Annotated in this window: 18 protein-coding genes; 7 read left to right on the plus strand and 11 right to left on the minus strand. The window is 64.7% G+C overall.

What is annotated here, in order from left to right:
- Window positions 1-29: 29 nt before the first annotated feature.
- The 9 genes from hrpB to KTQ36_RS10080 form a co-directional block, all read right to left on the minus strand.
- Entirely contained in the window at window positions 30-2,447 is a 2,418-nt protein-coding gene (gene hrpB, locus KTQ36_RS10040; protein WP_218633524.1) for an ATP-dependent helicase HrpB, read from the minus strand.
- 32 nt (window positions 2,448-2,479) lie between these two features.
- Window positions 2,480-3,112 carry a PilZ domain-containing protein gene (locus tag KTQ36_RS10045; protein WP_218633525.1) on the minus strand — a complete coding sequence of 211 codons (633 nt, stop codon included), beginning with the start codon at window positions 3,110-3,112 and terminating at the stop codon, window positions 2,480-2,482.
- A gap of 57 nt (window positions 3,113-3,169) precedes the next feature.
- Window positions 3,170-4,183, minus strand: a complete 1,014-nt coding sequence (locus KTQ36_RS10050; protein WP_218633526.1) for a polyprenyl synthetase family protein — start codon at window positions 4,181-4,183, stop codon at window positions 3,170-3,172.
- 10 nt (window positions 4,184-4,193) lie between these two features.
- Window positions 4,194-5,513: a sensor histidine kinase gene (locus KTQ36_RS10055; protein WP_218633909.1), complete on the minus strand. Its 1,320-nt coding sequence runs from the start codon at window positions 5,511-5,513 to the stop codon at window positions 4,194-4,196.
- A 40-nt stretch (window positions 5,514-5,553) separates the two neighbouring features.
- Window positions 5,554-6,234, minus strand: coding sequence for a response regulator transcription factor (locus KTQ36_RS10060; protein ID WP_218633527.1), 681 nt, complete (start codon window positions 6,232-6,234; stop codon window positions 5,554-5,556).
- Window positions 6,235-6,342: 108 nt separating this feature from the next.
- Window positions 6,343-6,672 (minus strand): hypothetical protein, encoded by a 330-nt coding sequence (locus KTQ36_RS10065; RefSeq protein WP_255554527.1) that lies wholly within the window; start codon window positions 6,670-6,672, stop codon window positions 6,343-6,345.
- A 79-nt stretch (window positions 6,673-6,751) separates the two neighbouring features.
- The gene (locus tag KTQ36_RS10070; protein ID WP_218633528.1) at window positions 6,752-7,672 is read right to left on the minus strand and encodes a mechanosensitive ion channel family protein; all 921 of its coding nucleotides are present in this window, start codon (window positions 7,670-7,672) and stop codon (window positions 6,752-6,754) included.
- A gap of 46 nt (window positions 7,673-7,718) precedes the next feature.
- On the minus strand, window positions 7,719-8,120 hold the full coding sequence (locus KTQ36_RS10075; protein WP_218633529.1) for a DUF2141 domain-containing protein: 402 nt from the start codon (window positions 8,118-8,120) through the stop codon (window positions 7,719-7,721).
- Entirely contained in the window at window positions 8,092-8,862 is a 771-nt protein-coding gene (locus KTQ36_RS10080) for a sterol desaturase family protein (RefSeq protein WP_218633530.1), read from the minus strand. The genes KTQ36_RS10075 and KTQ36_RS10080 overlap by 29 nt, the downstream gene beginning before the upstream one ends.
- 46 nt (window positions 8,863-8,908) lie before the next feature.
- On the opposite strand from KTQ36_RS10080, the gene crtY reads away from it, so the two are divergent.
- The 3 genes from crtY to KTQ36_RS10095 are packed head-to-tail and all read left to right on the plus strand — an operon-like array spanning window position 8,909 to window position 12,442.
- Entirely contained in the window at window positions 8,909-10,063 is a 1,155-nt protein-coding gene (gene crtY, locus KTQ36_RS10085) for a lycopene beta-cyclase CrtY (RefSeq protein WP_218633531.1), read from the plus strand.
- The gene (locus KTQ36_RS10090; RefSeq protein WP_218633532.1) at window positions 10,060-11,526 is read left to right on the plus strand and encodes a phytoene desaturase; all 1,467 of its coding nucleotides are present in this window, start codon (window positions 10,060-10,062) and stop codon (window positions 11,524-11,526) included. The genes crtY and KTQ36_RS10090 overlap by 4 nt, the downstream gene beginning before the upstream one ends.
- Window positions 11,519-12,442: a phytoene/squalene synthase family protein gene (locus tag KTQ36_RS10095; protein ID WP_218633533.1), complete on the plus strand. Its 924-nt coding sequence runs from the start codon at window positions 11,519-11,521 to the stop codon at window positions 12,440-12,442. Before KTQ36_RS10090 ends, KTQ36_RS10095 begins: the two co-directional genes overlap by 8 nt.
- Here KTQ36_RS10095 and KTQ36_RS10100 read toward each other — a convergent pair.
- A complete protein-coding gene (locus KTQ36_RS10100; protein ID WP_218633534.1) occupies window positions 12,439-12,750 on the minus strand; it encodes a hypothetical protein in 312 nt (103 codons plus the stop codon). The genes KTQ36_RS10095 and KTQ36_RS10100 overlap by 4 nt on opposite strands.
- Before the next feature lie 85 nt (window positions 12,751-12,835).
- Between KTQ36_RS10100 and KTQ36_RS10105 the strand changes: the two genes are divergently transcribed.
- On the plus strand, window positions 12,836-13,987 hold the full coding sequence (locus tag KTQ36_RS10105) for a glycosyltransferase family 4 protein (protein ID WP_218633535.1): 1,152 nt from the start codon (window positions 12,836-12,838) through the stop codon (window positions 13,985-13,987).
- A 3-nt stretch (window positions 13,988-13,990) separates the two neighbouring features.
- Here the strand turns inward: KTQ36_RS10105 and KTQ36_RS10110 are convergent, their stop codons facing one another.
- On the minus strand, window positions 13,991-14,626 hold the full coding sequence (locus KTQ36_RS10110) for a PadR family transcriptional regulator (protein WP_255554530.1): 636 nt from the start codon (window positions 14,624-14,626) through the stop codon (window positions 13,991-13,993).
- Between the two features lie 131 nt (window positions 14,627-14,757).
- On the opposite strand from KTQ36_RS10110, the gene KTQ36_RS10115 reads away from it, so the two are divergent.
- Genes KTQ36_RS10115 through KTQ36_RS10125 form a run of 3 tightly spaced genes read left to right on the plus strand, consistent with a single transcriptional unit; the run spans window position 14,758 to window position 18,278 of the window.
- Window positions 14,758-16,086, plus strand: a complete 1,329-nt coding sequence (locus KTQ36_RS10115) for a replication-associated recombination protein A (protein WP_218633536.1) — start codon at window positions 14,758-14,760, stop codon at window positions 16,084-16,086.
- A 42-nt stretch (window positions 16,087-16,128) separates the two neighbouring features.
- On the plus strand, window positions 16,129-17,433 hold the full coding sequence (locus KTQ36_RS10120) for a mechanosensitive ion channel (protein ID WP_218633537.1): 1,305 nt from the start codon (window positions 16,129-16,131) through the stop codon (window positions 17,431-17,433).
- Window positions 17,430-18,278 carry a hypothetical protein gene (locus KTQ36_RS10125; protein ID WP_218633538.1) on the plus strand — a complete coding sequence of 283 codons (849 nt, stop codon included), beginning with the start codon at window positions 17,430-17,432 and terminating at the stop codon, window positions 18,276-18,278. Before KTQ36_RS10120 ends, KTQ36_RS10125 begins: the two co-directional genes overlap by 4 nt.
- Window positions 18,279-18,297: the final 19 nt, after the last annotated feature.

An 18,297-nucleotide genomic window follows, 5' to 3' on the forward strand; every position in this document is an offset into this window, starting at 1 on the left:
CGCTGCTCTGGCGCGATCCGGAACCGAAATCAAGATTTTCGCCGCGCCTTGGTGCGCAAATCCGCTGCCGCGCTTGCCGGGTCGTCGGGCCAATCATGCTTGGGATAGCGTCCGCGCATATCCTTCGCGACGTCGTCCCAGCTGCCCTGCCAGAATGCGGGCAGGTCGGTAGTCGTCTGGATCGGTCGCCCGGCCGGGCTGGTGATCGACAGGACCAGCGGCACCGCGCCGACCTTGGGATGCTCGGACAGGCCATAGAGCGCCTGCGCGCGCACCTCGACCTTAGGGCCGCCGGGCGCGGCATAGTCGATCGCATGGCTGGTTCCTGCAGGGCTCTGGAAGCGGGCCGGGGCGAGCCGGTCGATACGCCGCGCCGCATCGTACCCGGCATAGGTTTCGAGCGCGCCCGTAAGCGTGGCCGGATCGATCCTGTCGAGCCGTTTCTGGCCGTGGAGCAGGGGTGCAAGCCATGCATCCAGGTCTTCGAGCAGGGCGGAGTCGCTAAGGTTGGGCAGCGATGCGTCGCCGGTGCGTGCGAATTGCGCGCGGGTGCGTAAAGCCTTGCCGCGCTCGTTCCACGGGAGGATGTCGAGCCCCTCACGCTGAACTGCGTCGAGCAAGCCTTTGAGGATGGCGCTTTCGTCCGGATTTGGGTCGGGCGCGCTTGCCAGCGCAATCGTCCCCAGCTTGCGTCCCCTGGTCGCCGAAATCGACCGTGACCCGCTGTCATAGCGAACGTCGGAGAACTCGGTGATGCGGTCCGCAAGCAGCTCCTCGACACGGGGCCCGTCGATGGGCGCCGCGGACAGGATGCGGGCGCCCGACGCAGCGCCGGCCACTTCGGCAATGGCAAGCCATTTTGAGTTGGCGAGCGGGCTTACAGGGTCGAGCCGGAAACCGCGACCGCCGACCGATTGCCATTGCTCGCCGCTGGCATCGCGACGCCGTGCAACACGGTCGGGAAAGGCGAGTGCGACCGCTTCGCCGATCCGGTCGGGCTCGACTTGCCCTCGCCCCCAGCGCCGCAAGAGGCCGCGCGCCGCCTCGGCCCGTTTCGACCGGTCGGACGTCCAGCGTCGATAGCGCTGCTCCAGATCCTCGACCTTGCCGCCCAGGCCACGTTCGGTCAGCAACGCCGCCGCCGCCGCCGCGGTGGCTTTTAATCCGTGCGCCTCGGCTTCGACCAACATGTGCGCGAGGCGCGGTTCGAGCGGGATGGCCGCGATCGCCCGACCGTGCGGCGTGATCCGCCCCTCGGCATCGATCGCGCCCATGTCGTCGAGCCGCTGGCGTGCCTCTGCCAGTGCAGCAGGGGCCGGCGGATCGAGGAAGGGCAGGCGCGCGGGGTCGGCCTCGCCCCAAAGCAGCGATGCAAGTGTCAGCCGCGAAAGATCGGCCTCGAGGATCTCGGGCGGGTCGTGCGATGGAAGGGCCTTGTTCGCCGCCTCTTCCCACAGCCGGATGGCAACGCCGGGCGCCTGTCGCGCCGCGCGTCCGGCGCGCTGGGTGATCGCGGCTTGGCTGGCGCGCTCGGTGACGAGACGCGTCAGGCCCGCAGCACGGTCATAGCGCGGGCGACGGGCAAGCCCGCTGTCGACGACGATGCGCACGCCGTCGACCGTGACACTGGTCTCGGCGATTGCGCTGGCGAGAACGAGCTTGCGTTTGCCCTCGGGCGGCGGGGCGAGGGCCGCGCGCTGGGCGGACGGGTCGACCAGCCCGTGCAGGCGGTGAAGGATGATGTCATTGGAAAGACTGCCGAGCGCGTCGGCGGTTCGCTCGATTTCGCGAACGCCCGGCAGGAAGGCAAGCAGCGATCCTTCATGCTCGCCGAGCGCGGTGCGGATGGCCGACGCCATTTGCGGCTCGATGTGTGCGCCGGCGTCGCGCCCGACATGGTCGAGGGTGAGCGGGAAGCTCTTGCCTTCGCTCTCGATCATCGGCGGATTGTCGAGCAATCGGGCGAAGGCAGCGCCGTCGAGCGTGGCCGACATGGCGAGAAGGCGCAGGTCTTCGCGCAGACCCGTCTGGCTTTCGATCGCGAAAGCGAGCGCAAGATCGTTGTCGAGGCTCCGTTCGTGCACCTCGTCGAACAGCACGGCACCGACCCCGGGAAGGTCCGGATCGGACTGTATCCGCGCGAGAAAGACGCCGTGGGTCATCACCGTCACGCGCTTGCCCGGCTTGCTGTCGAGACGCGTTGCGTAACCGATCGTCTGGCCGGGCCGTTCGCCGCGTTCGCGCGCCATATATTCTGCCGCCGCCCGGGCCGCGAGACGGCGCGGGACGAGCAGAAGTGTCTCTCCATCGCACCAAGGCTCATCGAGCAGGGCAGGCGCAACCCGGGTCGTCTTGCCCGCACCCGGCGGCGCGATCAGCAGTGCGCGATTGTTCGCGGCCAGCGCGGCCTTGAGGTCGGGCAATACGGTGTCGATCGGCAGCGCCATGCCGCTGCCATGCCATGGGTGCAGGGCGGACGCTAGCGCAAGAGGCGGCGGCGCATGTCCTCGACCCCCAGCGCTTCGACCGCGCGTTGGCGGTCGGGCGAGGCCATCACCTTGTCGAGACGCGCGAGATGCTGTTCGACTACCTCGAGTTCCTGCAGGTCCCGCGGGTGGCGGGCGATTAGCGGTGCGAAGCCGCTGAGCGATTCCAGCGCGCGCCCGACACGGCGCGACAGCATGCCCAATTCCTCGGCGATGCGGCGGTCCAGCTTCTGGAGGTCGACCGATGGAGCGGTGTCCTCCGTTGCCTCATCAGCCTTGGCGCCCCGTACTTCGGCGACCATCTTGTCGACCTCCATCTGCTCGCGGTGGCGCAAGCCCGGTGCCCAGCGGGCGAGGTTGACCTTCGCGGCAAACTCGATCCCGGCCTGGTCGTCCTGCTGCCACGCGATCGCGCCCACCGCGCGCAGGTCGGCGCGAATAAGCTCGATCGCACTCCCGCGCTCGGGGAGGCAGTCGGCTTCGACCATTGCGCCGCGTTCGGAGATGTTGCGCACAATGACCGTGCAGTCGGAACCGCGGTGGCGCAGCATCGCGGCCATGTAGAGACCCGATCTCGGGGAGCGGCGTGCCTTCTTGCCGGGTTCGACGGGGAGGAGTTGGCCCATGCGCCGCGATTAGCGCAAAGATGGTCAACAGGCGCTGATGGAACGGTCCGTTTCGGATCAGTAGGCGCGGGCGACGGCGAACTGGGCGGCGTCGGCCATCGCGGTCTTGGCGCGGCTGTCGGGGAAGATGGACAGCGCATCGATCGCGCGGCGGGCGTAGGTGCGTGCTTCCTCGAGCGTGTCGGACAGAGCGTCGGTTTGCTGGAGGAGGGTCTGCGCGTGTTGGAGATCCTCGTCTCCTACACGGTTGCCCTGCATCGCGTCTTTCCAGAAAGCCTTGTCCTCGGCGCTGCCGCGGGCGTGGGCAAGGATGACGGGAAGCGTCATCTTGCCATCGCGGAAGTCGTCGCCAAGGCCCTTGCCCATCGTTTCCTCGTCGGAGGTGTAGTCGATCGCGTCGTCGGTGAGCTGGAAGGCGATGCCCAGGTTGCGGCCGTAGGCTTCGAGCGCGTCCTCCGCCTTTTCGCCCGCTTCGGCGATGATCGGGGCGACTTGGCAGGCAGCGGCGAAGAGCGCGGCAGTCTTCGCGCCGATGATTTTGAGATATTCCTCTTCCGAAGTCTCGATCCGGCGCTGTGCGGTGAGCTGGTCGACCTCGCCCTCGGCGATCACGGCGGAAGCGTGACTGAGGACCTTGAGAACCTTGAGGCTGCCATCCTCGACCATCAGCTCGAAGGCGCGGCTGAACAGGAAGTCGCCGACCAGCACGGTCGCGGGATTGCCCCAGATGAGGTTGGCGGCGCGCTTGCCACGGCGCATCGCCGACCCGTCGACGACGTCGTCGTGGAGCAGGGTCGCGGTGTGGATGAACTCGACCGCGGCGGCGAGCTTGTGATGGCGGCTGCCGGGATAGTCGAGCAGCGCCGCGCTCGCGAGCGTCAGCATCGGCCGCATCCGCTTTCCACCACCCGCGATCAGGTGGCCGGCCAGCTCGGGGATCAGCGCGACCTTGGACTGCATGCGATCAAGAATGACCGCGTTGACCGCGTTCATGTCGTTGGCAGTGAGCGCCATCATGCCCGCGAGGCTGGGCGGACGAGCAGGGTCGAGCGGGGTGACGGTCGCGGTCATGGGCAGCCCCTTAGCCTTCCTCGAGCGCGGCGGGAAGGGAGAGGATGACGAGGAGGCCGCCGAGGTCTTCGCTTTGTTTGAGCGTGACGTTGCCGCCGTAGATTTCGGCGACGTCGCGGACGATGGCGAGGCCGAGGCCGGTGCCGGGCTTGCCGGTCTGGTCGAGCCGCTTGCCGCGCGCGAAGATGCTGTCGCGTTCGGCCTCGGGGATACCGGGGCCGTCATCCTCGATCACAATGTCGACCATCGGGGCGGAGCGCTCGACGGTCACGAACACCCGTCCACCGCCATATTTGGCGGCATTCTCGATGAGGTTGCCGAGCATTTCGTCGAGATCCTGCCGCTCGACGCGGACCATCGCGTCGCGCTCGCCGACCACGTCGATGGTCGTGCCTTCGTGGAGATGGCTGACCGCGCGCTCGATCGTCTCGAGGCTCTTGCCGACCTCGGTGCGTGCCTGCGCGCTTGCGCGGCGACCGATGGCGCGGGCGCGCGCGAGATGGTGGTCGACCTGGCGCCGCATGACCGTCGCCTCGCGGCAGACAATGTCGTTAAGGCGATCGTCCTTGGCGGTCGCGGCATTGGTGATGACGGTCAGCGGGGTCTTCAAGGCATGGGCGAGGTTGCCGGCGTGGCGGCGCGCTTCCTCGGCCTGCGCCTCGCTATGCGCGAGCAATTCGTTGATCTCGTCGACCAGCGGGCTGACCTCGCGCGGGAAATCCTCGTCGACGCGGCTCTTGCGACCGGTGCGGATGGCGACGACTTCCTGCCGGACGCGTCTTAATGGCCAGAGACCGTAGACCGTCTGGAGCGCGGCCAGGAGCAACAGTCCGAGCGCGAGCGCGGCGAAGAACTGGATGAGGGTGGAGCGGACGTCGGCGATCTGCTCGTTGACCTGCTCGCGCGACTGGGCAACCTGGAAACGCCAGCGAATGTCGCTGTCGGGCAGGAACACGTCGCGTTCGAGGATACGCAGCGGCTCGCCCGGAAACTCGTTCGAATTGCGAACGTGCAACTCGGTATCGTTGTGGGTCATCGAGGCGTCGAGACGCCGGTCCCACAGCGAGCGGCTGGGGAAGGTCTCCGCGCCCTCGCCCGACACCTGGAAATAGAGGCCCGAATAGGGTTCGAGAAAGCGCTGGTCGGCAGGCGGGCGGTTGAAGCGCACCTCGCCATCGGGACCGATCTCGGACGCGGCGAGCATGGCGTTGAGCACGAATTCGAGCTGGGCGTCGAAATTGTCGACGATCGATTTGGTCAGCACGCGGTCGAGCGCGAAGCCGCCGCCCAGCAGGAGGACGGCGATCCACAGCGCAGCAATGCCGATCATGCGGCGGGTGAGCGTCACCCGCCGGTCGGGAAGAGCGACCTCAGCCTTGGGAGTCACGATCCTCCGGGTCCTCGAGGCTGTAGCCGAGACCGCGGATGGTGGTGATCGTGTCCGCGCCAAGCTTCTTGCGGATACGCGTGACGAACACTTCGATGGTGTTCGAATCGCGGTCGAAATCCTGGTCGTAAATATGCTCGATCAGCTCGGTCCGGCTGACCACCTTGCCCTTGTGGTGCATGAGGTAGGAGAGGAGCTTATACTCCTGCGCGGTGAGCTTTACCGGCGAGCCGCCCTTGGTGACCTTGCCCGAACGCGTATCGAGGCGAATATCGCCCGCGGTCAGTTCCGAGGAGGCATTGCCCGACGCACGGCGAATGAGCGCGCGCAGGCGGGCGATCAGCTCTTCGGTCTGGAAGGGCTTGGCGAGATAGTCGTCGGCACCCGCATCGAGTCCTGCGACCTTGTCCGACCAGCTGTCGCGCGCGGTCAGCACGAGCACCGGCATCTTGCGGTCCTCCTTGCGCCAGCGGTCGAGGATGGTCAGGCCGTCAATTTCGGGAAGGCCGAGGTCGAGCACGACCGCGTCATAGCTTTCGTTGGCGCCCAGGAAATGGCCGTCCTCGCCGTCGGTGGCGAGGTCGACGGCATAGCCGGCACCCTCGAGCGTGGTCCGCAGCTGCTGTCCCAAGGACGGTTCGTCTTCGACGATCAGTACCCGCATGGTGTGCGTTTCTCCGCTGTTCGTTTCACCCCATCAACAGTCCTTGGCATGAACGGTTGCTTGACGCCAAGGGCAAGCGCAAAAAATCGCGCAAATTGGGGGAAAGGCCTAGTTGCCCGAGCGGCGGACGACGCGGCCCGTGCTGGCATCGACATCGACCCAGATCACGCGCCCGTTGCGCAGGAATTTGAGGCGATAGATGCTGCCACGGAATTCGGGGCCGAGATATTGCGCGCCGCCCATCTGGGGCACGACGCGCCGCTCGATCATCGGCAGCGGCATCGACTTGCCCGATTTGGTCGCGTCATAGGCGCGATCCTGGTCCCGGCCATTGTCCTGCTTGGCCGCGGCAAGCGCGGAATCGCGATCGAACGCCGCGGCGGGCGCCTCCGGGATGGTCAGGGCCGCAAAGGCGGCAAGGGCAGTCAAAATACGCATCGAACTCATGTCCTTCACTACGCCGCCCTGATACGCAAGGGGCGTTGAATAACCCATGAATACGACGCTGTTGCTACGTTCAGGTAACGACCTTGGCGCCTTCGGGCATCGTTTTGATGTAGACGTCGCGCTGCGGGAAGGGGATCTCGATCCCCTCGTCCTTGAACGTCCACCAGATCGACTTGAGCACCTCGGAGCGGACGTTGCCCACGCCGCTCTCGGGATCCTTGATCCACGCCTGGATTTCGAAATTGACGCTATTGTCGCCAAATTCCTTGAGCCAGACATTGGGCTTGGGATTGTCGAGCACGCGGTTGCAGGCGCGCGTCGAATCGATGAGGATTTCCTCGACCCGCTTGAGATCGCTCGAATAGCTCACGCCGACTGGGATCTGGATGCGGACGTTCTTCGACGAATAGCTCCAATTCTCGACCGTCTCGGTCATCAACAATTCGTTCGGGATCAGGAATTCCTTGCCGTCGCGCGTGATCATGCTGACCGCGCGGGTCCCGATCTTGCTGATCGCGCCGAAATAGTCGTTCACGACGATGACGTCGCCCGGCTTCACCGAGCGGTCCATCAACAGGATCAGCCCGGCGATGAAGTTCCCGAATGTCTTCTGGAGGCCAAAGCCGACTGCGAGGCCCAATGCACCGGAGAAGAAGGCGAGGCTCGACAGGTCGAAGCCGATCACGTCCACGCCGATGAAGAAGACGATCGCGAAGATGATGATCGTCGCGATTTTCTCCGCCAGCAGTCCCTGCGCCGCATCGAAGCGATTGGCGCGCCGGATCAACCGTTTGACTACCCACAACAGGACCTTGGCGAGGACAAGCAGCCCGATCGCAATGACCGTCCAGGTCAGCAGGTCGAGCACCGAGACACGGAAATTGCCGATCGCGAGCGCGATCTCGTCCAGCCCCTCGAACAGGCGCACGGTCGTATCGACGGTCCCTTCGACCGCTCCTTCGACGATTTCCTCGGCTGCGTTCTGTGCCATCGCCTAACTGCCTAGCAGCGATGGGCCGAATGTCGAGTGCACAAGGCTAGAGGAGATACTTCATCTTGACCCGCTGCTCGACCTGTCCCGGCTCGAGCTCGAAGCGGACATGATGCGCCTTGGGCGGGCCCATGCGGATCTTGGGGTTGCCGGAGAAGCCGAAGCCTTCCTTGGGAATGCCCAGCATCTTGTCCATTTTCCCGTTGGCGTTTTCGTCATGAAGGACAAGGACGGCATAGGTGCCGGCAGGCAGTGCCTTGAAGGTCACGGGCGCGACGTCGCTGGTCGCCATCTCGGCGGTCCGCGCGGCCGGGTCCTCGTCGCACTTCAGGAATTCGCGGCGCTGGGTCACGCACAGCTGCACCTCGCCTTTCACGTTGCGAAGGCCATGGACTTCGACCGTGAGGTCGGCAGTCGCCTCATGCGGGGCGGCGGCGGTCAGGCTCAACGCGGCGAGCGCGCAAGCTGCCAGCTTCGGCAAATTCGCCGAGCCCGCGGTCCGTGCCGCAAAGATGGTCCCAGAAGCGGAAGTAGAGGCCATAGTTACACTTATATTTTTGATGGTGAAGTTCGTGATGACTGGCCGTTATCAGCCCTTTGCCCAATGAACCATGAACGATGCGCCTTGGGAAGATTTCCCACCCCATATGATTGGTGACGCCCATGATTGTCATGATGGTGAGGACAAGAAGCAACATGCCGACATGGATGGGGACGAAGAAGACCAGCATTGGGATCACGATCGCACCCGTCACCGATTCCGAAGGATGGAAGCTCATCGCCGCCCACGCCGTCGGCGGACGGCTGGCATGATGGACCGCGTGCATGCGCTTGAAGAGCGGCGGCCAGTGCATGGCACGGTGGGTCCAGTAGAACCAGGTGTCGTGCGCGAGCAGATAGACGAGCAGCGACGCCGGCAGCCACCACAGCGGATAGACATCGAGGTCGGTGTAGATTTTGGTCCAACCATGTTCGGCCCAGCCCCAGGCCACGAACCCTGCGGGCGCGCCGTAAATCAGTGCCGAGATCAGGCTGTAGCCGATTTCCATCCGCACCTGCTTGCCCTGCCCGGCGAGGCGGCCGGGAAAGCGCCTGGCGGTCCACGCCGCGAACAGGCCGCTCGAGGCGAAGTAGCGGATCGCGACGATCGCGCTCATGGCCAGCATCGAGAGGAGGATCGCGGTCATCATGCCTCGACCCTATGCGAGCGGGCGCATGGGGGCTAGAGGTCTTGGCATGAGCGGGGTGCGTCCAAATCTCCTGATCCTCGGTGGCGGGCTGGCCGGAGGGCTTGCAGCGATCGCGCTGGCGGCGCGACGGCCCGAATTGGAGGTGGTGCTGGTCGAGCGCGATGCGCAGCTTGGCGGGAACCATCTCTGGTCCTTCTTCGCGAGCGATGTCGAGCCGGACGATCTGCCGCTGCTCGAACCGCTGATCGAGCAACGCTGGGACGCTTATGACGTGCGCTTCCCCGATCACCGCCGGACGCTCGAAACGCCCTATCACAGCATGACGAGCGAACGGCTTAGCCGGACGGTGCGGGACGCGCTGGGCGAGGACGCGATCGTCATGGGCGAGGTGGTCGAGGCCGGGCCGGGTCATGCCAAGCTTAGCGACGGACGCCGGATCGATGCCGATGCGGTGATCGACATGCGCGGCCTGTGCGGCAAGCCCGAGGGCGTCGAGTGCGGTGCGCAGAAGTTTGTGGGACGCATGATGCGGGTCACCGGCGGGCACGGTCTCGAGCGGCCGGTGGTCATGGACGCCACGGTCTCGCAAACCGACGGGTACCGCTTCGTCTACCTCTTGCCCTTCAGCGAAACCGACGTGTTCGTAGAGGACACCTATTACCGCGAAGATGCCGCGCTCGACGTCGAGATGCTGGCGCAGCGGATCGACCATTATTGCGACCTGCAAGGCTGGAACGCCGAACCTGCGGGGCGGATGGAGACAGGCGTGCTGCCGGTCGTGACCGGCGGCGATCCGAAGATTTTCTGGCCAGAGGGGAGCGGTGTCGCGCGCGGCGGGGTGCGCGCGGGCCTGTTCCACCACCTCACCAGCTACTCGGTTCCCGACGCGATGCGTTTCGCCAACTGGCTGAGCGACGTGTTGCCGTGTGATGGCGAGATCCTGGCGCGCAAAACGCGCGCCTATGCCGTGCGGCACTGGAAGGAGCAGCGGTTCGACCGCATGTTGGCGCGGATGTTGTTCAAGGCTGCCGAGCCTCCCGAGCGCTATCGCGTGCTCCAGCGCTTCTACCGCCTTCCGTCCAGCCTGATCGAACGATTTTACGCGGGTAGAACCAATCCTGCCGACCGGGTACGCATCCTGGCCGGCAAGCCGCCCGTTCCAATACACCGCGCCATCCGCGCCATCTTAGGAAAAGCATGACATCAGCCATCGTGATCGGGTCGGGCTTCGGAGGTCTGGCGCTTGCCATTCGCCTGCAGTCCGCTGGCGTGCAGACGACCATCGTCGAGGCGCGCGACAAGCCGGGTGGGCGGGCTTATTATTGGGAAAAGGACGGCCACGTCTTCGACGCCGGTCCAACGGTCATTACCGACCCCGACTGCCTCAAATCGCTGTGGGCACTGTCGGGAGACGACATTGCCAACGATGTCGATCTCGTTCCGGTCGATCCCTTCTATGCGCTCGATTGGCCCGACGGCACACGCTTCGACTATACCAATGACGAAGAGCGATTGTTCGCGCAGATCGAGGCGCTCAATCCCGACGATGTCGATGGCTACAAGAAATTCCTGACCTACTCCGAGGGCGTCTTCCACGAGGGTTATGAAAAGCTCGGGACCAAGGCCTTCCTGTCGATCCTCGACATGCTCAAGGCCGCGCCCGCACTGGCCAAGTATCAGGCGTGGCGCTCGGTCCACTCGATCGTCGCCAAATATATCAAGGACCCGCACCTGCGCGAGGCGTTCAGCTTCCACACGCTGCTGGTCGGCGGCAACCCGTTCACCTGTTCGTCCATCTACGCGCTGATCCACAAATTGGAGCGTGACGGCGGTGTCTGGTTCGCGAAGGGAGGCACCAACCGGCTAGTCGCGGGCATGGTCGCGTTGTTCGAGCGGTTGGGCGGTACGGTTCGGCTCGGCGATCCCGTCACCTTCATCGGCACCAAGGGCGACCGCGTAACCGGTGTCGAAACGCGCAGCGGCTGGCATGGAGAGGCCGACATGGTCGCAAGCAACGGCGACGTGGTCTCGACCTATCGACTGCTCAAACATCCGCGCGGGCAGAAAGAGACGAAGCGGCTCGCGGGCAAGCGGATGAGCCCGTCTTTGTTCGTGCTCCATTTCGGGCTGGAAGGGACATTCCCCGACATTCCGCATCACATGATCCTGTTTTCGGAGCGCTACAAAGGCCTGCTCGGGGATATCTACAATGCGGGCCGACTCGCGCCCGATCCGGCGCTCTATCTCCATCATCCGACCAAAACCGATCCGGCGATGGCACCCAATGGATGCTCGACCTTTTACGCGTTGGCCCCTGTCCCACACCTCGGGAAGGCGCCGGTCGACTGGGACAATGAGCGCGAAGCTTATGAGGAGATTATCCTCGACACGCTCGAAAAACGGCTGATTCCCGACATTCGCTCGCGCATCCGGACGCGCTTTTCCTACGCGCCGACCGACTTCCAAGGTGATCTGTTCGCGCATCTGGGCAGCGCATTCAGTCTCGAACCCGTGTTAACACAATCGGCATGGTTTCGAGTCCACAATCGCGACGATGTCTTACAGAACCTCTTCTTCGTGGGAGCGGGAACCCATCCTGGCGCGGGTATCCCGGGCGTGGTCGGCTCTGCCGAAGCCACGGCCCGCCTCATGCTCGATGACTAGCCCGCGCGACCAACTCGTCGCCGATGCGCAGGCAACCATCGCCGAAGGATCGAAGAGCTTCCGCTTCGCCAGCCAGTTGTTCGACGCCCAAACGCGCGAGCATAGCTGGCTGCTCTACAGCTGGTGCCGCGCCTGCGACGACATCACCGACGGTCAGACGCTAGGCCACGATGCCGAAGTGACCGAGGACCCGCTCGACCGGATCGCATTCCTCGAAGAGAAAACCAATGCCGCCTTGCTAGGCGAGGAAACCGGGCTTGCCGCGTTCGACGCATTGGGTGTGGTCGTGGCCGAATGCGGCATCGACCCAACCCTGACCGACGATCATCTTGCCGGTTTTTCACGCGATGCGGTCGGCTGGCAGCCCCGGACCGAAGACGACCTGCTTTCCTATTGCTATCAAGTCGCAGGCGCCGTCGGCGTCATGATGGCGCAGGTGATGGGGGTCGATCCCGACGATCGCGACACGCTCGACCGCGCCGCCGATCTTGGCATTGCTTTCCAGCTCGCCAACATCGCGCGTGACGTGATCGAGGATGCCAATGTCGGGCGCTGCTACTTGCCGATGCAGTGGCTCAAGGCGGTCGGGCTCGCCGGTGAGGATATCACCCACCCGATCCATCGCTCCTCGCTCGCACGGCTCAACAAGCGCCTTGCCGACCTCGCCGACCAGTATCGCGCCTCGGCGCGTGTCGGTGCCGCCCGCCTGCCCTTCCGCAGCCGCTGGGCGATCAACAGCGCGTCGCGTATTTACGGTCGGGTCGCAGAGAAGGCGCGCAAGCTCGGCGAACATGCCTGGGACCAGCGCATCGTCGTGCCCAAGCACGAGAAGGCGCGGCTCGTCGCGCTGGCACTACTCGATTCGCTCAAATCGCCTCCGCAGGTCAGCCGCGAAGGGCTTTGGACGCGGCCCTAGTCGGGGCGGCTGTCAGCGAGAAAACTCATCAGCTGTGCCAGCGTGGATTCCATCTGGTCCTGCATCTGGCTGATCAGCTCGTTCTCGCGCATGCCTTCATGGTCGAGCGGCTTGGAATAGCTTTCCGAAAAGGCCTGCAAATCTTCCTGGTCGAACACGCCCCGCGCCACCAGCCGGGCAAGAATGACCAACAGGCCATTGGTGTTGGCAATGTTGCCGGCCACCAGCGCCTCGTCCACCATGGTCAGTCGCTGGCTTTCCTCTTCGGTTTTTTCGGTGCCTTCGAGCGTGTCGGATTCTTCGGTCATGCCGCCAGCTTAAGCGCTTCGTCGGCAAGCGCCACCCCCGAATGATCTTGCAGCGCAACAAGCCGCTCGTCTAAGCCTTGCGCCCATGGATCCAACGGCCATGCGTGTTGCCCTGTTCGCCGGCAACTACAACTATGTTCGCGACGGCGCGACGCAGACGCTCAACCGGCTGGTCGAGTATTTGCTGCGCAAAGGAGTCGCGGTCCGGATCTACTCTCCGGTCGTCAAGGCTCCGGCCTTCGAGCCGCAAGGTGAGATGGTACATGTCCCCGCGCTGCGCATCCCCGGACGGTGGGAATATCGCTACCCGATGGGACTGCCGCGCCGCGTGCGCAAGGACCTGGAAAAATTCGATCCCAATGTCGTGCACATCGCCAGTCCCGACATCACCGCGCACCGTGCTGTGACATGGGCGCGCAAGCGCGACATCGCGCGCGTCGCCTCGGTCCACACACGCTTCGAAACCTATTTCCAATATTATCATCTGGGCTGGGCCGAGCCGTGGGCGCGCGCGGGCCTGCGTCGCCTCTACCAGCGCTGCGACGCGCTGGTTGCCCCTGCCCAATCGACGGTCGATGTCCTCTACGCCCAGCGCATGAACGACGACATCTCGATCTGGTCACGCGGGATCGATCGTGAACAATTCAATCCCGAGCGGCGCGACATGGGCTGGCGCCGCGACCTCGGGATCGGCGACGATGAGATGGTCATCAGCTTCCTCGGACGCATCGTCATGGAAAAGGGGCTCGACGTTTTCGCCGACACGATCCGGGCGCTGAAGGACAGAGACGTCCCGCATCGCGTGCTCGTCATCGGCGACGGCCCGCATCGCGACTGGTTCGAAGACGCATTGCCCGACAGCGCAGTGTTCGTGGGTCACCAGGAAGGCCCCGACCTCGCGCGCGCCCTCGCCTCGAGCGATGTGTTCTTCAATCCCTCGATCACCGAAACATTCGGAAACGTCACCTTGGAGGCGATGGCCTGCGCGCTGCCGGTGGTCGCCATCTCGGCGACAGGAAGCTCGAGCCTGGTGCAGGACGGCGTCAACGGGCAGCTCGCACGGCCGGGCAATGTCGATACCATGGCGGATGCGATCGCGGCCTATCAGGAGTCCCCTGAATTGCGCCAACGCCACGGTCGCAAGGGGCTCGAGATGGCGCGCGACCGCGATTGGGACACGATCAACAATGCGGTGCTCGACGTCTATGCGCGCTGCATCGCCAAGCACCGCGACTGAGCGTTAGATCTTCTCGATCTTCTTGGCCGCCTTGTTGACGATGGCGGCAATCTTCTCGAGCGTTTCTTCGTCGCCATTGGTCTCGGCCATCTTCATCCAGAACGCCTTCATCAACCGCTTGACCGCGGGCTTGATCGGCTTGGTGTCCGAGTGGGCCTTGTGCTGGCGCTCGCCATGGCCTTCGAGCCGCTCGAGCAGCGCCTCGACCTCCTCGGCGCGATCCTTGAGATATTTCTTCCCGTCCTTGGTCGCCGCAAACAGTCGTTTCTTGCCGTCGGGCTCGCGCTCTTCGATCAGCCCCATGTCCTCGAGCAGTGTCAGCGTCGGATAGACGGTGCCGGGCGAGGGCGCATAGGCACCTCCGGTCATCTCCTCGAGCGCGCGAATGACGTCGTAGCCGTGCCGCGCTTCCTCGGCGAGCAGGTGCAGGATGACGAGCCGCAACTCGCCGCTATCGAACATGCGCGCGCGGCGCGCGCGAGAGCGATGGCGGTGACGATGGCGGTGCCGGTCGCCTCCCAGATGGAAGGTAAAGCCGCCAGGACCGAAGTCCATGTCGAACCCCTTGCCGCCCTTCATGGCCGCGAACTGCCGGAAAAACTCTTCGTCGAATACGAAGGATTTGCGCCTGCCTCTCATGATCTCGTCTCCTTTGGGATATCGCGAGTCCCGCGATATATCTTTGCTTAGATATATCTTTTTGTGTGTTAGTCAAGTAGTGCAGCTAAGCACGGGTGGAACATTGGTGCGGGAGCGGGCATAGGCAGGCCATGGCCGACCTCTTCGGATCAGACCCCGCAACACCGCCCGACACGCCCGCCGAGGGCGCGCCGCTTGCCGATCGGCTTCGCCCCCGGTCGCTCGACGAGGTCATCGGCCAGGACCACCTCACCGGTCCTGAGGGCGCCATCGGCAGAATGGTCGCGGCGGGCAAGCTGTCCTCGATCGTGCTTTGGGGGCCGCCCGGCACCGGCAAGACCTCGATCGCGCGGCTGCTCGCCGATGCGGTCGGGATGCGTTTCGCGTCGCTATCCGCGGTCTTTTCGGGCGTCGCGGACCTCAAAAAGGCCTTCGCCGAAGCCAAGAAGATGGCGGGTGCGGGACAGCGCACTTTGCTGTTCGTGGACGAAATCCACCGCTTCAATCGCGCGCAACAAGACGGCTTCCTGCCTTATGTCGAGGACGGCACCATCGTGCTCGTCGGCGCGACCACCGAAAATCCCAGCTTCGAGCTCAATGCGGCGCTCTTGAGCCGCGCGCAGGTGCTCATCCTGCATCGCCTCGACGAGACCGCACTGGGAACCCTCCTCGACCGTGCGGAGGAGGAGATAGGCACCGCCCTGCCCCTCACCGACGACGCGCGCGCTGCGCTGATCGCCAGCGCCGACGGCGACGGGCGCTTCCTGCTCAACCAAGCCGAGACGCTGCTCGATCTGGGGCTCGAGGAAAGGCTCGATCCGGCGAGCCTCGCCAAGCTGCTCCAGCGCCGTGTTGCGGTCTATGACAAGGATCGCGAGGGGCACTACAACCTCATCAGCGCTCTCCATAAGAGCTTGCGTGGTTCCGACCCACAGGCTGCGCTCTACTATCTCGCGCGGATGCTGGTCGCGGGCGAAGAGCCGCTCTACGTGCTCCGCCGCCTCGTCCGCTTCGCCAGCGAGGATATCGGCCTCGCCGACCCGCAGGCGCTCGTCCAGTGCCTGGCGGCAAAGGACGCTTACGACTTTCTCGGCAGTCCGGAAGGCGAACTCGCCATCGTGCAGGCCTGCCTCTACTGCGCCACTGCCCCCAAATCGAACGCCGCCTACAAGGCGCAAAAAGCGGCCTTCCGGAGCGCGAAGGAGACTGGCAGCCTGATGCCGCCGCAGTCCATTCTCAACGCCCCGACCAAGCTGATGAAGGAGATCGGCTACGGCAAGGGCTATGCCTATGACCATGATGCCGAAGACGGGTTTTCGGGCGCGGATTACTGGCCCGAGGAGATGGAGTCCCAGGACTATTACATGCCCTCCCCGCGCGGGTTCGAGGCGAAGGTCGCCGAACGGCTGAAATATTGGGAAAAACGCCGCCGCGAAATCAGGGGCGACACGGCGCCCTAAATGTCGTTATCATGCCCCCGTTCAACAACAGGGGGTTGTTCCATGTACCGTTCCGACACTCCGGCCGCCTATTGGCGCGACCAACTGGTCGAATGGGGACCCAAGGTCCTCATCGCCATCCTCATCCTCGTGCTTACCCATTTCGTCGCCAAGGCGGTGCAATGGGGGGTCAAGCGGGTCGTAGAGAAGCTGCCCATCCTCAAGCGAGACCCCGGCGTCGGGGGCGACAGTGTCGGCACCGAACTCGGCCGCCTTGCCTATTGGCTGGTGTGGCTGGTCGGGCTCATCATGGCGCTCAACTCGCTGGGATTGAGCGAATCGCTCCAGCCGCTCGAACGGCTCGCCAACGAAGTCTTCGCGTTCCTGCCCAATCTTCTGGGTGCGGGCGTTATCTTCTTTGTCGGCCTGATCCTTGCGCGAATCGTCCGCCACGTAATCGAAGCCGCGCTCGGCGCGCTCAACATCGAACGGCTCGCGGGACGCGCGGGCCTTAATATCGGCGATGCGCCGGTGGCAGTCGACAGCGAAGGGAGTGCGACCGAAGGCGCTGCTCCCGCCCGCAGCTCGATCGCCAAGGCAGTCGGGATGACGGTCGGTGCGCTAATCATCATCTTCGCGTCAATTGCAGCGCTCCAGGCGCTCGAAATCACCGCCATCTCCGATCCCGCCACGCGGATGCTCGAAGCCATCGCGCTGGCGATTCCCAACGTGATTGCTGCCGCGATCTGGCTCGCCATCGCGTTCGTGATCGGCAAATGGGTCAAGACGCTGATCGAGACGGTGCTGCCCAGCATCGGCTTCGACGACAGCGTGCGCGCGATCGGCGTGCTTCCGGCGGCTAGCCAGCCGAGCCGCATCGTCGGCGTGATCGCGATGACCGCCATCCTGCTCTTCGCCGCCATCGAAGCGGCGCGCCAGATTGGCGGGGACAGCGTGGCGATCCTGCTGTTCCAGATCACCGAATTGGGCGGAAAGGTCATCTTCGGCACGGTCATCATCGTGGTCGGCCTGTTCCTCGCGCGCATCCTTGCCAACATCGTCGGCGCGGGCACGGGCGAAGGAAGCTATGCCGAAACGATCGTCAAATATGCGATCATCGCGCTCTTCACCGCGATCGGCCTTACCTTCATGGGTCTGGCCAACGAGATCGTGATCCTCGCCTTCGGGCTCATCCTGGGTTCGGCCGCCATCGCCACCGCGCTGGCCTTCGGGCTCGGCGGGCGCGACTTCGCGGCGAAGAAGCTGGAGCAGTGGGACGACGGCTCGGCCCCGCCCGCGGCGCATGCGCCGCCCAAACGCATCCGCAAGGCACCGCCCGAGGATGACAGCCAACCGCCTCTGGTGTGAGGCACCGCTTCGAGGCGACGGTCGCGATCGACTGGTCAGGCGCAAAAGGCCGTCGCCACAAGGGAATTGAGATTGCAGAGGCGCGGGGGAGCGATCCTCCGCGCCTCGTGCGTCCGGGCCATGTCTGGTCACGAAGCGAAGTGCTCGACTGGCTGCTCGACCGTGCAGCCAAAGAACCGACGCTATTCGGCTTCGACTTCTCCTTCGCGCCGCCCTTCGTCGAGCGCGGTAGCTACTTGCCGGGCGATGACGTGCCGGTCGAAGCAAAACCATTCTGGGCCTATATCGATGCCAATAGCGCCGATGAGGATCTGGGCGCTGCCAGCTTTCTCGAGCAGCTCCACCGTCGCCACTTCTATTTCGGCAAGGCCGACGGGACCAAGGCCGACTATATGCATTTCCGGCGATGCGAGATGCGCTTCAATGCGAGCGGCGGCGGCAAGGCGGCGACGGTCTACGACGCGATCGGCGCGGCGCAGGTTGCCAAGGCGAGTTTTGCGGGAATGCGATTACTGAATCGGTTTGCTGGAAGGGTGCCGGTCTGGCCGTTCGATCCGGTGCCGGCACAGGGGAGCCTGGTCGTCGAGATTTACGGACGGCTGTACATCCGGATGGCTGGCTTGCGTGGGCTCAAGCTGCGTGATCGCAGGAGCCTGAACCAGGCGCTGGACGCGTTGGGCAGTCCGCCGTGGCGGCAGCGAACCCGCCTCACCGACCATGCCAGCGACGCGCTGGTCACCGCGGCGGGAATGCGTGCGATGCTCGAAAAGCCAGACGCGTTCTCGCCCGAAGGTCTGACGCCCCTTATCGCGCGAACAGAAGGCTGGACCTTCGGCGTGACTTGAGCCAATAGCGCCGACGCGG

The organism is Sphingomicrobium clamense, assembly GCF_019264355.1.
Lineage (GTDB): Bacteria > Pseudomonadota > Alphaproteobacteria > Sphingomonadales > Sphingomonadaceae > Sphingomicrobium > Sphingomicrobium clamense.

What these genes read in the sequence shown, in the direction of transcription:
- KTQ36_RS10115 (WP_218633536.1), top strand. Translation starts at nt 14,758, where the DNA reads ATGGCCGACCTCTTCGGATCAGACCCCGCAACACCGCCCGACACGCCC.
- KTQ36_RS10050 (WP_218633526.1), bottom strand. Translation starts at nt 4,183, where the DNA reads ATGACCGCGACCGTCACCCCGCTCGACCCTGCTCGTCCGCCCAGCCTC.
- KTQ36_RS10055 (WP_218633909.1), bottom strand. Translation starts at nt 5,513, where the DNA reads ATGATCGGCATTGCTGCGCTGTGGATCGCCGTCCTCCTGCTGGGCGGC.
- KTQ36_RS10060 (WP_218633527.1), bottom strand. Translation starts at nt 6,234, where the DNA reads ATGCGGGTACTGATCGTCGAAGACGAACCGTCCTTGGGACAGCAGCTG.
- hrpB (WP_218633524.1), bottom strand. Translation starts at nt 2,447, where the DNA reads ATGGCGCTGCCGATCGACACCGTATTGCCCGACCTCAAGGCCGCGCTG.
- KTQ36_RS10095 (WP_218633533.1), top strand. Translation starts at nt 11,519, where the DNA reads ATGACTAGCCCGCGCGACCAACTCGTCGCCGATGCGCAGGCAACCATC.
- KTQ36_RS10070 (WP_218633528.1), bottom strand. Translation starts at nt 7,672, where the DNA reads ATGGCACAGAACGCAGCCGAGGAAATCGTCGAAGGAGCGGTCGAAGGG.
- KTQ36_RS10105 (WP_218633535.1), top strand. Translation starts at nt 12,836, where the DNA reads ATGGATCCAACGGCCATGCGTGTTGCCCTGTTCGCCGGCAACTACAAC.
- KTQ36_RS10090 (WP_218633532.1), top strand. Translation starts at nt 10,060, where the DNA reads ATGACATCAGCCATCGTGATCGGGTCGGGCTTCGGAGGTCTGGCGCTT.
- KTQ36_RS10065 (WP_255554527.1), bottom strand. Translation starts at nt 6,672, where the DNA reads ATGCGTATTTTGACTGCCCTTGCCGCCTTTGCGGCCCTGACCATCCCG.
- KTQ36_RS10080 (WP_218633530.1), bottom strand. Translation starts at nt 8,862, where the DNA reads ATGATGACCGCGATCCTCCTCTCGATGCTGGCCATGAGCGCGATCGTC.
- crtY (WP_218633531.1), top strand. Translation starts at nt 8,909, where the DNA reads ATGAGCGGGGTGCGTCCAAATCTCCTGATCCTCGGTGGCGGGCTGGCC.
- KTQ36_RS10120 (WP_218633537.1), top strand. Translation starts at nt 16,129, where the DNA reads ATGTACCGTTCCGACACTCCGGCCGCCTATTGGCGCGACCAACTGGTC.
- KTQ36_RS10110 (WP_255554530.1), bottom strand. Translation starts at nt 14,626, where the DNA reads ATGAGAGGCAGGCGCAAATCCTTCGTATTCGACGAAGAGTTTTTCCGG.
- KTQ36_RS10100 (WP_218633534.1), bottom strand. Translation starts at nt 12,750, where the DNA reads ATGACCGAAGAATCCGACACGCTCGAAGGCACCGAAAAAACCGAAGAG.
- KTQ36_RS10045 (WP_218633525.1), bottom strand. Translation starts at nt 3,112, where the DNA reads ATGGGCCAACTCCTCCCCGTCGAACCCGGCAAGAAGGCACGCCGCTCC.